Annotated in this window: 14 protein-coding genes and 1 pseudogene; 10 read left to right on the top strand and 5 right to left on the bottom strand. The window is 52.9% G+C overall.

Annotated features, from left to right (window positions below):
• Nucleotides 1-6 precede the first annotated feature (6 nt).
• From BM485_07785 to BM485_07755, 7 genes are read left to right on the top strand one after another with little or no spacing between them, the layout of a single operon-like run.
• The gene (locus BM485_07785) at nt 7-417 is read left to right on the top strand and encodes a hypothetical protein (protein ID OKY75615.1); all 411 of its coding nucleotides are present in this window, start codon (nt 7-9) and stop codon (nt 415-417) included.
• Nucleotides 414-1496, top strand: a complete 1083-nt coding sequence (locus BM485_07780) for a dTDP-glucose 4,6-dehydratase (GenBank protein OKY75614.1) — start codon at nt 414-416, stop codon at nt 1494-1496. The genes BM485_07785 and BM485_07780 overlap by 4 nt, the downstream gene beginning before the upstream one ends.
• A 1-nt stretch (nt 1497) precedes the next feature.
• Nucleotides 1498-2385 carry a glucose-1-phosphate thymidylyltransferase gene (locus BM485_07775; GenBank protein OKY75613.1) on the top strand — a complete coding sequence of 296 codons (888 nt, stop codon included), beginning with the start codon at nt 1498-1500 and terminating at the stop codon, nt 2383-2385.
• Complete coding sequence (locus BM485_07770) at nt 2372-2929, top strand: dTDP-4-dehydrorhamnose 3,5-epimerase (GenBank protein ID OKY75612.1); 558 nt, start codon at nt 2372-2374, stop codon at nt 2927-2929. The genes BM485_07775 and BM485_07770 overlap by 14 nt, the downstream gene beginning before the upstream one ends.
• 4 nt (nt 2930-2933) lie before the next feature.
• Nucleotides 2934-3812, top strand: a complete 879-nt coding sequence (locus tag BM485_07765; protein ID OKY75611.1) for a dTDP-4-dehydrorhamnose reductase — start codon at nt 2934-2936, stop codon at nt 3810-3812.
• Nucleotides 3813-3859: 47 nt separating this feature from the next.
• On the top strand, nt 3860-4033 hold the full coding sequence (locus tag BM485_07760; protein ID OKY75610.1) for a hypothetical protein: 174 nt from the start codon (nt 3860-3862) through the stop codon (nt 4031-4033).
• Nucleotides 4034-4041: 8 nt separating this feature from the next.
• Nucleotides 4042-4824: a hypothetical protein gene (locus BM485_07755; protein ID OKY75609.1), complete on the top strand. Its 783-nt coding sequence runs from the start codon at nt 4042-4044 to the stop codon at nt 4822-4824.
• Between the two features lie 23 nt (nt 4825-4847).
• On the opposite strand, the pseudogene BM485_07750 reads toward BM485_07755, so the two are convergent.
• Nucleotides 4848-4985, bottom strand: a pseudogene (locus tag BM485_07750) (hypothetical protein).
• Nucleotides 4986-5033: 48 nt separating this feature from the next.
• On the opposite strand from BM485_07750, the gene BM485_07745 reads away from it, so the two are divergent.
• Complete coding sequence (locus BM485_07745) at nt 5034-8567, top strand: DNA polymerase III subunit alpha (GenBank protein ID OKY75781.1); 3534 nt, start codon at nt 5034-5036, stop codon at nt 8565-8567.
• A 64-nt stretch (nt 8568-8631) separates the two neighbouring features.
• On the opposite strand, the gene BM485_07740 is transcribed toward BM485_07745, so the two are convergent.
• On the bottom strand, nt 8632-9354 hold the full coding sequence (locus BM485_07740; protein ID OKY75608.1) for a hypothetical protein: 723 nt from the start codon (nt 9352-9354) through the stop codon (nt 8632-8634).
• A gap of 96 nt (nt 9355-9450) precedes the next feature.
• On the opposite strand from BM485_07740, the gene BM485_07735 reads away from it, so the two are divergent.
• Nucleotides 9451-10212 (top strand): hypothetical protein, encoded by a 762-nt coding sequence (locus BM485_07735; GenBank protein OKY75607.1) that lies wholly within the window; start codon nt 9451-9453, stop codon nt 10210-10212.
• Nucleotides 10213-10285: 73 nt separating this feature from the next.
• Here the strand turns inward: BM485_07735 and BM485_07730 are convergent, their stop codons facing one another.
• The gene (locus BM485_07730; protein OKY75780.1) at nt 10286-11065 is read right to left on the bottom strand and encodes a Fe-S oxidoreductase; all 780 of its coding nucleotides are present in this window, start codon (nt 11063-11065) and stop codon (nt 10286-10288) included.
• 121 nt (nt 11066-11186) lie between these two features.
• Here BM485_07730 and BM485_07725 point away from each other — a divergent pair, with 121 nt between their 5' ends.
• Nucleotides 11187-13058: a hypothetical protein gene (locus BM485_07725; GenBank protein OKY75606.1), complete on the top strand. Its 1872-nt coding sequence runs from the start codon at nt 11187-11189 to the stop codon at nt 13056-13058.
• A gap of 30 nt (nt 13059-13088) precedes the next feature.
• Here BM485_07725 and BM485_07720 read toward each other — a convergent pair whose 3' ends face one another.
• A complete protein-coding gene (locus tag BM485_07720; protein ID OKY75779.1) occupies nt 13089-13349 on the bottom strand; it encodes a hypothetical protein in 261 nt (86 codons plus the stop codon).
• The gene (locus BM485_07715) at nt 13349-15163 is read right to left on the bottom strand and encodes a hypothetical protein (protein ID OKY75605.1); all 1815 of its coding nucleotides are present in this window, start codon (nt 15161-15163) and stop codon (nt 13349-13351) included. Before BM485_07715 ends, BM485_07720 begins: the two co-directional genes overlap by 1 nt.
• Nucleotides 15164-15260 lie beyond the last annotated feature (97 nt).

The raw sequence follows: 15260 nt of genomic DNA, 5'->3' as shown, positions 1-15260 counted from the left end.
TGTTGTTTGTTTTCCGTAAAAAAGATCGATACAGCGTTGCAAAAAAAGGAAATCATAGGGGTTGAAAAAATGGAAGAGTTCAGGTACTTGATGATGGAAATAAGAATGACCTCATACGAAAAAATAAAATACCAATCTCCCGTTGTTGAATTTTCCGCGGTGAAACGGGCATATGCCCCCCAATCCCCTGAAATTGTTATTCCTGCTCATTGCAAATACGGTTTTTTCGGTCATCTTGAATACGGTATACTATGTAAATTCTTTCTTTCCGGCGCCGGCTGGCGATCAGCTAACGAAAAACTATTTATGCTATCAAAATACCCTATACCCGTCAAGTATGAAAAAAGAATATTGTATACTTGGGATTTTATTTTAACTCATCCTTGCCAATACCCTCTAATTTATGAAAAAAGATGAATAATCAGATTACTACAGAAAATATCCTGGTGACGGGCGGCGCCGGTTTCATCGGCGCCAACTTCATCCACTTCATTCTCAAAAATCGGCCTGATCTGCGGGTAATTAATCTCGATGCCCTGACCTATGCCGGAAACCTGACCAGTCTCGCCGGCCTGCCGGTGGAACACCGCAATCGCCATACCTTTATCCACGGCGATATCCGTGATGCAGATCTGCTTGCCGGACTCTTCAACAAATATCCATTAAAGGGTGTTATTCATTTTGCGGCGGAATCACACGTTGACCGTTCAATTCAGGGGCCGAAAGTCTTTGTTGACACCAACGTCGGAGGCACCTGCGCCCTGTTGCAGGCAAGCCTTAATTCCTGGGACAGACGTGGCAGACCTGCGGATTTTCGTTTCCATCATGTTTCCACCGATGAGGTATACGGCAGCCTGGGTCCGGTTGGCGCTTTCACCGAAAAGAGCCCCTATGACCCCTCCAGCCCGTATTCCGCATCCAAGGCCGCTTCGGATCATTTTGTCCGGGCTTACGGGAAAACATATGGCCTGCCTTTTGTCATCACCAACTGCTCCAATAATTTCGGTCCCTTTCAGTTTCCTGAAAAACTTATTCCGCTCATACTATGCAATATTCTGACGGGAAAACCGTTGCCGGTATACGGTGACGGCAGCAATGTCCGGGACTGGCTTTATGTACTTGACCACTGCGCAGCCCTGCTCCGTGTCTTTGAGGACGGAACAGCGGGACAATCTTACAATATCGGCGGCGGGGCTGAACGCTCAAATCTTGACATCGTCCGCCTGCTGTGTAGAATCATGGACGACAAGCTGGGAAGATCCGCGGGCGTCTCAGAGTCGCTTATCACCTTTGTCAAAGACCGCCCGGGCCATGACTTCCGCTATGCCATTGACGCAACAAAAATAAGCAAAGAACTGGGCTGGATGCCGATATCCACCTTTGAAGAGGCCGTGAACGAAACCGTTGACTGGTATCTGGCCAATATGGCATGGGTCGACTCCGTCCGCTCCGGGGCATATCGCCAATGGCTGGAACTCAACTACGAAAAGAGGTAAAATGAAAGGAATTATTCTTGCCGGCGGGTCAGGCACCCGCCTGTATCCCATCACCCAGGTAGTCAGCAAACAGCTCCTGCCTGTCTATGACAAACCGATGATCTATTACCCCCTTTCCGTTCTCATGCTGGCCGGAATCAGGGATATTCTCATTATTTCAACACCCATGGATCTTCCCCGCTTTCAGGAACTTCTCGGCGACGGTTCACAGTGGGGTCTCACCTTTTCTTATGTTGAGCAGCCGAAACCAGAGGGCCTGGCCCAGGCATTCATCCTGGGGCGGGACTTTATCGACAACGAGAACGTCTGCATGATCCTCGGCGACAATCTCTTTTACGGGCATGGATTGCCTGAGAAACTTCACAGGGCGTCGGCCCGGACCCAAGGGGCAACGATCTTCGGCTATCAGGTGAGTGATCCGCAGCGCTATGGGGTTATCACCTTCGGCAAGGAAGGGCGGGTTATTGATATTGAGGAGAAACCTGTTGTGCCGAAATCAAATTACGCAGTCACCGGACTTTACTTCTATGACAATCGGGTAGCGGATATCGCGGCGCAAATCAAACCATCACAACGGGGCGAACTGGAAATTACCGACATCAACCGCGCCTATCTGGAAATGGGGGTGCTTCATGTTGAAAAATTAGGCCGCGGCATCGCCTGGCTTGATACCGGCACCCATGATTCCCTGCTTCAGTCTTCAAGATTTATTGAGGTTATTGAAAAAAGACAGGGGCTCAAGATAGCCTGTATCGAAGAAATCGCCTATCTCATGAAATATATTGACAATACGCAACTTGAAAAACTGGCGCTCCCCTTGATGAAAAATAATTATGGCCAGTACCTGATGAAACTCATTCAAGAGGAAATCCTTTATGCACGTGATTGAAACGGAACTTTCCGGCGTGGTAATACTTGAACCCCGTGTGTTTGAGGATAACCGCGGTTTTTTCATGGAAACCTATCACAAGGAGAAATATGAGAAAGCAGGCATCACGGTTGCATTCGTGCAGGACAATTTCTCCTTTTCCAGAAAAAACAGCCTGCGCGGTCTGCACTACCAGCACCCCCATGGCCAGGCAAAACTCGTCCATGTTGCCCAGGGAGCGGTGTTTGACGTGGCGGTTGATATCAGGATCGGCTCGCCAACCTTCGGCAAATGGATAGGGGTCGAACTCTCTGCCGCAAACAAAAGACAGATCTTCATCCCGCCTGGGTTTGCCCATGGCTTTGTCGTGTTGAGCGATACCGCCTCTTTTGTCTATAAATGCAGTGATTTTTATTTTCCCGACTGTGAGGGAGGCATCATCTTTTCCGATCCCCAACTTGCCATCAGCTGGCCGGGCGACAATTTCCTGCTCTCGTCCAAGGATCAGCAATTCCCCGTTCTGCAGGATATTTTCCCCGGAAATCTGCCCCGCTATCCCGGATGAACCCATGAAAATTCTTGTAACCGGCATAAACGGCCAAGTCGGCTGGGAACTGCTGCGGAAAGGCCCCCTCCATGGTTGCCGGATCATCGGCTTTGACCGGAACGCTCTTGACATTACCGACAGGCAGGCCGTTTTCCGGGAGATTGGGGGAAATTCTCCTGATCTGGTGATCAATTGCGGCGCCTATACGGCGGTTGACAAGGCGGAAGAGGAAGAGGAAATGGCCTGGTCGGTAAACAGGGATGGGCCGGCATGGCTCGCTGCCTCCTGCGCCTTGGAGCACATACCGCTTATTCATCTCTCCACTGATTATGTTTTTAACGGCCGGGCAAGCAGGCCCTATGCGGAAACATCACCCACTGCTCCCCTCGGCATATACGGCAGGAGCAAGGCAGCCGGGGAAGAGGAGGTGCGGGCACGGCTGGCGAGCCATCTCATTATCCGCACCTCCTGGGTTTACGGCATCCATGGCCGCAACTTTGTCAAAACCATATTGCGCCTGGGGCAGGAAAAAGATGAACTAAGAGTGGTCGATGATCAACTGGGGTGTCCCACCTTTGCCGGCGATCTCGCTCTGGCCCTGCTGAACATGGCAAAAAAAATCCGCGCAGGACAAACGAACTGCTGGGGAACCTATCACTGTTGCGGGGCAACCGCGGTGACCTGGCATGAATTCGCCACCCTCATCTTAGATCTTGCAAGAAAAATTCATCCCGTTAAAGTAAGAGAAATTATACCGATCACCAGTGAAGAGTTCCCGACAGCCGCACCCCGGCCGAAATACTCAGTTCTGGATTGCCGGAAAGTGCACAGTGTCTTCGGAGTTCAGCTGCCGGATCTGTCCAGCAGTCTTGCAACATTTTTTTCAGATCAGGAAAAATGATTCGGCAAGGGGCCTCACGCATCCACATTTTTTTTAAGGGGTAACCAATGATCAAAAAAGAACTGCTCGATATCCTGGCCTGCCCGAAATGCAAGGGCCCGGTTGAACTCAACAAAACGGAAAACGGTTTGATCTGTCGCACCTGCAGGCTTGTCTATGAAATAAAGGACGACATCCCCATCATGCTGATCGATGAGGCAAAACCCCTTGAAGAGGATTAAACCGAATCATGTCGCTGCCGCATCTCAAATCGCGTTGCTTTGTCAATGCCCCCTTCGCCTATCTCAAGGCAAACCTTGATCGGTTTCTTTCCGAGGGATTGCAACCGGAAATCGGACTTGAAGGCGACGTTTTATACAACGGGAACAAGGAAGATTTTATCCAGGTTGCACGGCAGCTTGCCGCCCACAACCTTGGATGCACCCTGCACGCGCCTTTTTTTGAACTGTCCGTCGGTGCTCTCGACCCGTATATCCGCAAAGTCAGCCGCGACAAGATCCGCAGGACATTTGACCTGATCCCGGTATTTCAACCCCGATCCATTGTCTGCCATCTCGGCTTTGAAAAAAACAAGCACGGGTACAAGGAAAAAGAGTGGTTCCGCTATTCCCTTGAGGGGTGGCGCGAACTTCTCGCCCTGGCAACGGAACATGACACGCCGCTCATGCTGGAAAACACCTATGAAACAAATCCGGCTCAGCACAAGAAAATGCTCCAGGCCCTTGATTCACCGCGAGCCCGTTTCTGCCTCGACGTCGGGCATGTGCTTGCCTTTGCCGAAAACCGCTGGCAGGACTGGTTGCCGGAACTTGAGCCGTGGCTCGGCCAACTCCATCTCCATGACAACCATGGAGATCATGACGCGCATCTGGCCATCGGGCAAGGCATATTTGACTTCAACGGATTATTCACCTATCTCAACCAACGAGGACTTTCTCCCATTCTCACCATGGAACCGCACCATGAAAACGGGGTTGAAGAAAGTTTTGCGGCATTGGAGAGATTGGTCTGACTTGTCTCATCAGTCTGACCAATCAGACCACTCAGACCACTCAGACCACTCAGACCAATAAGACCAATTAGACCAGTAAGACCAGTAAGACCAGTATGACCAGTATGACCAGTATGACCAGTATGACCAGTATGACCAGTCAGACCAGTCAGACCAGTCAGACCACAATGACCAACAAGACCAATGAGACCGATATGACCAGCGAAACCATTCCCGCCAACTTCGTCCACCTCCATGTCCATACCCAGTACAGCCTGCTGGACGGCGCCATCCGGCTTGACGACCTGCTCGCCAAATGCAAGGAATTCGGCATGGACACGGTGGCCATCACCGATCACGGCTCCATGTACGGTGCCCTGGAATTTTACGTCAAGGCGAGAAAGGCAGGCATCAAACCGATCATCGGCTGCGAATTCTACATCGCCCCTGGTTCCCGCGGGGATAAAAGCGCGAAGAGTGCGGGCAAGGCAGCCTTTCACATCGTGCTGCTTGCCATGGATCTCGTCGGCTACAAAAATCTGCTGAAACTTGCCTCCATCGCCCAGCTCCAGGGTTTCCATTACAAACCCCGCATCGACAAAGAATCAATGATTGCCCACAGTGAAGGGCTCATTGCCATGACCGCCTGCCTGCACGGGGAAATTCCCTATCTGATTGCCACTGAGAAAAATATCGATCTGGCCCGGGAAAAGGCCCGGGAGCTCTACGCGATTTTCGGCGACCGGCTCTATTTCGAGCTGCAGGAAAACGGCATGGAGGAACAACGGATCGCCAACAACGGCCTGAAACAGCTTTCCAGAGAGCTTTCCATCCCGCTGATCGCCACCAATGACTGCCACTATCTCAACCGGGAAGAACACAAGGCCCATGAGCTGCTGCTCTGCATCCAGACGGGCAAGACCATCATGGATGCCGGCCGCTTCAGGTTCAGCACGGATGAACTCTTTTTCAAATCCCCCCAGGAAATGAAGAGCCGCTTTGCCGATTGCCCGCAGGCCATCGAAAATACCGTGGCCCTGGCCGCCCGCTGCAATCTGGAAATCCCCTTCGGCAACCATTATTTCCCCATCTTTCCGGTACCGGAAGGAGAAACCCTTGATTCCCTCTTTGACCAGACCGCCCGTCAGGGATTCAAGGAAAGGATGCGGGAACTGCGAAAAAGGCAGGAGGTCGGGGCGGAGCTTGAAAAAACCTATCGCAAACGGCTGGACATGGAAATCGACGTCATCAAGACCATGGGATTTCCCGGCTATTTTCTCATCGTGGCCGACTTCATCAACTGGGCCAAAAACCATGATATCCCGGTGGGACCGGGGCGCGGCTCCGGCGCCGGCAGCCTGGTGGCCTTCTGCATGCGCATCACCGATATCGACCCCATTCCTTATGGCCTCATCTTCGAACGCTTTCTCAATGTCGAACGCAAATCCATGCCGGACTTTGATGTTGATTTCTGCCAGGAACGACGCGGCGAGGTCATCAAATACGTCCATGAAAAATATGGCGGTGATGACCATGTCACCCAGATCATCACCTATGGTTCCATGAAGGCCAAGGGCGTTATCCGCGATGTGGGCCGGGCCCTGGCCATGCCTTTCGGCGATGTCGACCGTATCGCCAAGCTGGTGCCGGATGAGCTGAAAATGACCATCAAAAAGGCAATGGAGCAGGAACCGCGCTTAAAAGACCTGTATCAGCGCGATGACCAGGTCAGGCAACTCATCGACATCGCCAAGGTGCTCGAGGGTCTGCAGCGCCACACCTCCATCCATGCGGCCGGGGTGGTGATTTCGCCCGAGCCCATGGTGGAATATCTGCCGGTGTGCAAGGGACCGAAAGGCGAGGTACTCACCCAGTACGACATGAAGTACACCGAGATGACCGGTCTCATCAAATTCGACTTCCTCGGCCTGAAGACGCTCACTGTTATCAATCGCGCCCTGAAGCTGATCAAGGAGGAACGGGAAGAACCGCTTGACATCGCCGCCATCCCCATGGATGATCCGAAAACGTACGATCTGCTCTGCAAGGGCGATGCCCTGGGAGTGTTCCAGCTGGAAAGCTCAGGCATGCGCCAGTTGCTGATGAAGATGAAGCCGGAGGTGTTCACCGATCTCATCGCCCTGGTTGCCCTCTACCGGCCGGGACCGCTCGAAAGCGGCATGGTGGATGACTTCGTCAACACCAAGCACGGCAAGATGGTGGCCACCTATCCCCTGCCCCAACTGGAACCGATCCTGAAAGAAACCTATGGCGTCATCGTTTATCAGGAGCAGGTAATGAAAATTGCCAATGTCCTGGCCGCCTACTCCCTGGGCGATGCAGACAACCTGCGCCGCGCCATGGGTAAGAAGATCCCGGCGGTGATGGAGGAACAGCGGGGCAAGTTCATGCAAGGGGCGGAGAAAAACAAGGTCCCCCTGGACAAGGCCGAGTACATCTTCGACCTGATGGCCAAGTTCGCCGGCTACGGCTTCAACAAGTCACACAGCGCCGCCTATGCCCTTATTTCCTACCAGACCGCGTATCTCAAGGCCCATTACCCGGCCCAGTTCATGGCGGCGCTGCTTTCCTGCGACGTCAACAACACCGACAAGGTGGTCAAATACATCAATGAGTGCAAGGAACACGAAATCGATGTCCTGCCGCCGGACATCAATGAAAGCAACCAGGATTTCACCGTCATCAACGACCGCATCCGTTTCGGCCTTGCGGCGGTAAAAAATGTCGGCGGCGCGGCCCTTGATTCCATCATGGAAGAGCGGAGCAAGGAAGGGCCGTTCAAATCCCTCGGTGACTTTTGCGCCAGGGTCGACTCCCGCAAGGTCAACCGCCGGGTCATTGAGAGCCTGATCAAGGCAGGGGCCTTTGATTCCCTTGGCGCGAAACGATCCCAGCTTTTCGCCGTTCTTGACCTGGCCATGGAACAGGCCCAGGCCGCCCAGAGGGACAAGGAAAGCGGACAGCTTTCCCTTTTTTCCATCATGCCGACCGAGGCCAAGGAAAAATCGACCAATATCCCCTTTCCCGACATCCCGGAATGGGATGAAAAAGACAAGCTTGCCGCGGAAAAAGAAACGGTTGGTTTTTACATCACCGGCCATCCGCTGGATGATTTCAGGAAAGAAATCAGCCAGGTTATTGATACCGAGATCGCCGACCTGATGCAGCGCAGTGACGGTTCGGCGGTCAGAATCGGCGGCCTGATCAAGAACCGGAAAAACCTGAAAAGCAAAAAAGGGGATCCCATGTCCTTTATCACCCTGGAAGACACGTCCAGCTCGGTTGAGGTCATCGTCTTCCCCCAGACCTATGCCGAATTCGGTCATGTGCTGGTCGACGATACCCCCCTGGTTATTCAGGGAGTCCTGCAGAAGGAAGAGGAAGAAGGCGGCGGAGCAAAGATCCTGGCGGACACCATTGATACACTGTCCGAGGCCCTGAAAAAATTCACCGCCGCGGCAAAAATCATGCTCATTTCCGATCGGGTAAACCGCAAGATACTTGAAGACCTGAAAAAAACCATCCACCGCCACCACGGCCCCTGCCCGGTGTCGCTGACCCTTCATTTCAACAAACGGGGAGAGGCGGACATCGACCTCCCGGAAGAACTCACCATCAATCCCTGCGGGGATTTCGCCCGGGAGGTGGAAAGCGTGCTTGGCTACAAGGGGCTCCTTTTCATGAAAAAACAGGCGGAACTGATCCCCAAGAAAAACGGTAAATGGGGCGGCAAGCGACAGTGAACGAAAAATGAATCGATAGTTTTAGTGCCTGAAATACTTCAAGTACTTAAAGTGTCTCAAGTTATCAGTCGCCTGTCGACCTCCGGACCTGTACCATCTGACCGACAACGCTGACCGCGATTTCTTCCGGGGTTTGCGCCCCGATCTCAAGACCGGCCGGTGAAATTATCCGGGAAATTTCTGCTGCGTCAAGGCCCTGCGCGGCAAGATATGCCTCCATGGCCGTGCGTTTCCCGCGGCTTCCCAGCACGGCAACATATCGCGCCGGAGTTTTCAGCGCGGCAAGGGCCGCGGCAAAATCCTGCCGGTGATCACTGGTCGCGATAAAAATAAAGCTTTGTCGGTGCCCGGCAAGGGCAAGCAGTTCTTTGTCGATTTCAGGACCGGGCGAGACGAGACGTGCCTGAAACCCCGCCGCCTCGCCCGCGCACATCACGGCCCTGGCCACATGGCCTGATCCCACCGCCACCAGACGGGGTGCCGCGTTGATCGGTTCGATATAGACCCGCATGTTGCCGCCGCAGGTCGCGCCGCTTTCCTCGATGGCAGCAAAGCGCAGAAGACGCGGTTCGCCGGTTTGCAGGCTCTCAAGCGCCGCGACGATGGTGTCCGCCTCGATTCTGCCGCCGCCGACGGTTCCGGCAATGGAGCCGTCCGCGGAAACCAGCATCTTGGCTCCCGCCTTGCGGGGCGTTGCCCCGCTCGTCTCAACCACCGTGGCCAGGGCGACGGACTTGCGTTCGTGCATGAAACGGATTATTTCTTCATAAAGACGAAGATCATCCACGGCACCTTCCTCCTGAAATTCATATTGCTTGACAGAACGGCAATGATCTTTCCATAATTTTCATGACCCCCTCTCTCAAATCAAAGGAGAAAGCCCATGAAAAGAGAATTATCCGCATCGATCTGTTTTCTGTCATTGCTCACCGCCCAGCTGGTTCTCGTGCCGGCAAATCCTCCCTCCCTGCAGGCCGGCTGGCTGGAAAAAGGGGCTGATGTCCTGCAGAACTCCATGCCGGGAAAAACAACATCCGCCACCCAGCCGAGTTTAGGCGATGTCACCGCCGGACTGAAGGACGCCCTGCGGGTGGGCTCCGAAACCGTGGTGGGGAAGCTCGGACGGCCGGACGGCTTTAACCTGGATCCTAAAATCCACATACCATTGCCGGAAAAAATGCGCGTCGTCCAGGATGCCCTGAAAAAAATCGGCATGTCCTCCATGGTCGATGACCTGGAAACACGTCTCAACCGTGCGGCGGAGATCGCAACGCCAAGGGCGAAAGAACTTTTCCTGGGCGCCATCAGCGAGATGACGATGGACGACGCCATGGCGATTTATAATGGCCCGAAAGACGCCGCGACCAGATATTTTCAGAAAAAACTGACCCCGCGGCTGACAAAGGAAATGACGCCCGTGGTCTCGGAAAGCCTGGCCGAGACCGAGGCGGTCAAATCATACGACAATGTCATGTCCAAATACCAATCCATCCCCTTTGTTCCCGACGTCAAGGCCGATCTCACCGCCCATGTGGTTGACAAAGGCCTTGACGGCATTTTTTACTATCTGGCCAGGGAAGAAGCTGCTATCCGCACCAATCCGGCAAAACGGACAACGGAAATCCTGCAGAAAATTTTTCGCTGACAAAGGCAATGCCTGCGGGGAGAAGCAGCGGTTGAACATCGCCGCTCTTCCCCGTCTTGACGGATTCATTTTCTCACCTTTTTTTTCTCGGCTGCAGAGTCGGCATGCCGGCAAGCAGCAACTTCAGCCAGTCAAAGCCGAAGGTCAACAGGGCTTCATCATCATTTTCAATGGAACGGAGCCGGTTCGGCGAAATCTTGAACAGGTCGAGCAGATTGTGATGCGCGACATAATCCCTGAAGCCGTCGATATTGTAACAGATCAAAAAGGCAAGTTTCTGCATGGGGCCGGCCGCCCCTTCACCCGCCCAGGGATTTTTCGCGAACAGGGTATCCATCTCCGCCCACTGATCAGCCATGGCATTGTGAAACAGCAGATTCTGGCTGCGCAGCCATTCCTTTACCGACCAATCCTGTTGTTCCTCATGTCCCTTGCAGTAATCATGACGGGTCAGGAAATAAAACTCCGCGGCCCTGCCCTTCTCCGGCGTGCGGTCAACCCCCCTTTCCAGCGGATACATGCGGCATGACAACGGCCGCTGCTCATAAACCGTGCATCCTTCCGCACCGAGAAAAGGACAGGAATTGGTTGAGGTCATTTTCATCATCAACGCAGGAAAAAAAGGATTTGCCCCTTTGACCACCTGCACATATTTTTCCAGAAACTGGTCTGAACGGATGCCCAGGAATTTTTTCAACCCGATGATGTCATACGGGTACAGCAGCATATCAACATTGCTGCAGCACTTCATGAAACAGGACACACCGGGATGGCAGGAAAAGGAAAACTTCGACTTTCCCAGGGGAACCATCCCCGCGGGAAAGGATTTGTCTTGTTTGTCGGTCTCGTTCATCGTAATCTCTCTCATGATGTTCATGTGACTTTTTTCATGATAAAAGCCGCGATTTCCCGGCAGCATGGAAATGAGGCAAATGAGTCTTTTGCAAAAAAGAAACAAGGTAACATTTGCGTTTATGCAGGTCAAGAATGCGTATCGAATATGCCGCGTCATCCTCGTCTGTCTTGTCGGGCTGCCCCTGTTCCTCGTCAGTGCCCCGCAGGCGGCGCCGCAAAAAAACCTTGCCGCCTGGGTCGTCCGCCGGCACATGGACAGCCAGGCGGAAATAAAGCAGATCTGCGCCGAAGCCCATGCCTCCGGTTACACCACCCTGCTCGTCCAGGTGAGGGGAAGAGCTGATGCCTATTACCGGAGCGATCTTGTTCCGCGTGCCGAAGAACTGAGTCAGACGCCGCCTGATTTCGATCCACTGGCCGCGATGATGCAGCAGTGCCCTGACCAGCGCATCCAGGCATGGCTGAACGTTTATTATCTCTGGTCCGGCCAGGCCCCGCCCAAAAACAAAAAACATCCGGCCCTCGCCGACCACGGTTGGCTCCTTGCCGACAGAAACGGCAAATCGGTTTCCGATTACAGCGAACTGGAACAAAGTCAACACTGGATTGAAGGCATCTATGCCGACCCTTCCTCCAGCCGCTTCCGCGATTATTTTGTCGCCGTTGTGGCGGAACTTGTACAGCAATATCCGGTTGCCGGCATTCATCTCGATTTTGTCCGCTACCCCGGCTCCTTCTTCGGCCTTGGGGAAATTGCCGATGAATTCACAAATGCGTACGGCTTTGATCCCCGGCTGCTGCCGGAAAAAATAAACGAAGCCGACGTTGAAAAATGGTATCGGGGGCAACTGAGCGCAGGTGATGAACTCCTCACCACAGCGGCACTTCTCTGGGCCGACCTGCGGGCGGGTGAAGTCACAAAACTTGTCCGCCGGGTTAAAAACACCTTGCGGCAATCCCCGCATACCCCCTTGCTTTCCGCTGCTGTTTTCCCGGACCTGATTCCCGCCTATCTCGACAAAGGCCAGGACTGGTTGACCTGGGCGCAGGAGGGGATTGTTGATGAAATCATGCCGATGGCCTATTTCGGCGGCGCCGAACGGGTAAAGAGACAACTTGAAAATGTTGTGGACAGAAGCGGCGCAACCCCGGTTCGCATCTGGGCCGGACTCGGCGCCTACATCAAATCTCCGGAAGAAATCGCTCGGGAAACCGAGAACATATCCGAGCTGGGACTTGACGGCATATCGTTTTTCAGTCTCGGCCATTTACTGCGGCAAGACGACAAATCCGCCGCATATAGAAAAAAGATGGTTTTTCCTCGCCACAACGGCTGCGGCGCGACAACATCAAAAGCCGCGCAACAAACCATGACAACGGAACATATCATTCGAAACCTGCAAAAAATACGCGGGGTGAAAAAAAATGAAATGAATAAGGCAGTCGACCTGCGGATTTCAGCCAGGATTGAGGATTTTCATCAAAGCTGCCGAACCATTATTCCCCCAGCACTCAAGGAACTCGAACAAAATACGGTCATGTCGCCCTTCCGGCTTGATCTGCACGGCATCTTCCGCTACATCCATCCTTACGACTCCGCAGAAAAAAAACAGGCCCAGGAAAACCTCTGCCGTGAGGCGCGGGAATTGATGCTTACCGACGGCAATATGGACCTAATATCAAAAAAATTCTCCCAGGCCGGTTCAAGGCAATTCCAATCCCTGCTGCCGCGCAGGTATCTTGATATGAACCAGGAAAAAGACAGGGAGCTCGCCGGTTTGCACGAGGGTGAGGTAAGCCGGGTCTTTCAAGAGGAGGACGGCTGTTGGACGTACAAAATCCGGGCAACAGGCACGGCGGGGGAAAAAAAATTCGAGGAACTTGATTGGGCGGCCAAACGTATCGTTTTCAGCAACAAAATCAGGGAAGCGGCAATCAGGGAAAGGGCAATGAAGTCGGAAATCCGCAGCAACAACAAAAAAGGTTGGTGAGATTCCCGACTGCCGGCTGCTGTTGCACGATCAACTGTAAATAAAGACATAATCATCCTTATTGACACTGATCCTCACCCGGCCGCCATGGTTGCGGCCATAAACCTCCCAGCCCGGGGCGCCATGCAATTCGCATTTCACGCAACTGGGGGAATGTTTATCGCGTGCCCTGTCATTCCAGGAAATCAGCATGGGTTCATCACCCTCTTTTTCCGCAACGGCCAGCGCGATGTTCTTTGCCGTCTCAAAATCAAGCGCAATCCCATCAACGGTAATATGAATTTCCTGCATCATGCCTTCTCCAGGTGAAATTCCCCGACAAGCCCTTCAAGTCTTCCGGCCAGTTCCGCCAGTTCCGCGGCGGCATCGGAAATTTTATGAATTCCTTCCGTGCTGCTGTCGACAACAGCCTTGACCTCATTGATATTGGCCGTGGTATCGTTGGCATTCCCGGCAAGCTCACTGATGGCGGAGGCAATGTTGTTTGCCCCTTCATTGACATCCGCCACACCGGCCGCCATGCCCTGTGCCTCCCGAATCTGCTCTTCCACCGCCTGATTGATCTGGAGAGAAGAGAGATTAACCTTCTTAATGGTCTCCGCCACATCGCCGATGACATGCACCGCCTCGCCGGTGTTGTTCTGCACCTGGCCGATGAGTGCTGCTATATTTTCCGCCGCCGCCGCGCTCTGCTTGGCCAACTCCTTGACCTCTCCGGCAACCACGGCAAAGCCCTTGCCGGCATCGCCGGCCCGGGCGGCCTCGATGGTGGCGTTTAAGGCGAGAAGCTTGGTCTGCTCGGTAATTTCATTAATGGCCGTGGTCACCTTGCCGATTTCAATGGCCGTATCGTGCAGGGAGAGGATTGTTTTCGTCGCCTTATCGGACATGGTCAACGCCGTCTCGGTTATCTCGGCGCCATCCTTTGCATTGCCTCCTATCCGGACGATGGCAGCCGACATCCGCTCGGTGGTCTCGGCGATGATTGCCATATTTTCGGACATTTTCCGGGCAGTGGTGGTGACATTGCGAGCATGGACATTGATATCGTTGATACAATTTGTCGCATCTTTCGTTTGTGCACTCATCTCTTCCGCCCCTGCGGCAAGATGCATCGACAAACCGGACATGGAATCAGAGGCGGTGGAAAGATGGATGGCATTTTTCTGCACGTTTTTAATCATCGCGGCAAGATTTTCCACCATTTTCTGCAACGAATGGCCAAGCGTGTCGCGCTCGGAAGCTATCGGGACATTGCAACACAGATCTCCCTGGGCGATGGACTCAGCCACCTCGCTTTTCTGGGCAAGGCTGCGCACCATGTCATTCAAGGCCCTGCTCATGCTGCCCAGTTCGTCCTTTGACGTGATATCAAGCTGGTGGGAAACATCTCCTTCCGCCACCCTTTCGGCGAACTCCACAGTTTTCGCCAATGGCCGGATAATGGAAAAAACAGTGACGATCGACAAAAAAAGGACAATCGGCACGGAGACAGCAAAGATAACGAGATTGATACGAATACTTTGTTTGGAAAGCGAATGAATCTGATCCAGCGATTGCTCCAGATCGGAACGGGCCATCTGCTGCAAAGAGCTTATCAGGGTAAAATATTCTTTTTTCAGAGCCTTGAATTCTTCCTCCGCGGCAAATGATTCGGCATACTTCTGCGCAAAGGAAAATTCAACCCATCGCCTGCCGGCGTCAAGAACCTGATCAGTCAGTTTCTTCATTTCATTAAGGGTGTTTTTCACTTCCTCATTTTTTGATACCGCAACAATATCATCAATCTGTTTCTGAAGAACGGTTTTGTCCTGTTTTGCCGTTTCCAGACTGTCAAGAGATTCCGTGGTGGCGCTGATTTCGACATCATTTGACAACTTGCGGGACTGGGCACCGAGTTTTTCTATATCCATGGCCATAACAAATTTTTCACTCTTGACCCGTGCACTGATTTCGATGTTTGCATTCAGTGCTTTATTGGCGTTCAAAAAGACAATAAAGAGCCCCAGCAGGGAAATGCAGATCATGACAACCATTTTTGTTTTTATGTTGGGAACAATCATCGCGCCACTTTCTCCCTTTTTAAATTTGGTTGAAAAGCACATCAGGCAACCGGCTGATACCGCAAACAAATTATAGAGGTGAGAAACGCAGAAAGAAAGTTTTTTTTACCACGGCAGCGCATTCCTCTGTTCCGATTAA

Source organism: Desulfobulbaceae bacterium DB1 (assembly GCA_001914235.1).
Classification (GTDB): Bacteria; Desulfobacterota; Desulfobulbia; order Desulfobulbales; family SURF-16; genus DB1.
The sequence above is the reverse complement of the archived record's forward strand: the minus strand, read 5'-3'. Positions and strand labels throughout refer to the sequence as shown.

What these genes read in the sequence shown, in the direction of transcription:
- BM485_07780 (OKY75614.1), top strand. Translation starts at nt 414, where the DNA reads ATGAATAATCAGATTACTACAGAAAATATCCTGGTGACGGGCGGCGCC.
- BM485_07775 (OKY75613.1), top strand. Translation starts at nt 1,498, where the DNA reads ATGAAAGGAATTATTCTTGCCGGCGGGTCAGGCACCCGCCTGTATCCC.
- BM485_07770 (OKY75612.1), top strand. Translation starts at nt 2,372, where the DNA reads ATGCACGTGATTGAAACGGAACTTTCCGGCGTGGTAATACTTGAACCC.
- BM485_07765 (OKY75611.1), top strand. Translation starts at nt 2,934, where the DNA reads ATGAAAATTCTTGTAACCGGCATAAACGGCCAAGTCGGCTGGGAACTG.
- BM485_07760 (OKY75610.1), top strand. Translation starts at nt 3,860, where the DNA reads ATGATCAAAAAAGAACTGCTCGATATCCTGGCCTGCCCGAAATGCAAG.
- BM485_07755 (OKY75609.1), top strand. Translation starts at nt 4,042, where the DNA reads ATGTCGCTGCCGCATCTCAAATCGCGTTGCTTTGTCAATGCCCCCTTC.
- BM485_07735 (OKY75607.1), top strand. Translation starts at nt 9,451, where the DNA reads ATGAAAAGAGAATTATCCGCATCGATCTGTTTTCTGTCATTGCTCACC.
- BM485_07730 (OKY75780.1), bottom strand. Translation starts at nt 11,065, where the DNA reads ATGAACGAGACCGACAAACAAGACAAATCCTTTCCCGCGGGGATGGTT.
- BM485_07725 (OKY75606.1), top strand. Translation starts at nt 11,187, where the DNA reads ATGCAGGTCAAGAATGCGTATCGAATATGCCGCGTCATCCTCGTCTGT.
- BM485_07720 (OKY75779.1), bottom strand. Translation starts at nt 13,349, where the DNA reads ATGCAGGAAATTCATATTACCGTTGATGGGATTGCGCTTGATTTTGAG.
- BM485_07715 (OKY75605.1), bottom strand. Translation starts at nt 15,163, where the DNA reads ATGTGCTTTTCAACCAAATTTAAAAAGGGAGAAAGTGGCGCGATGATT.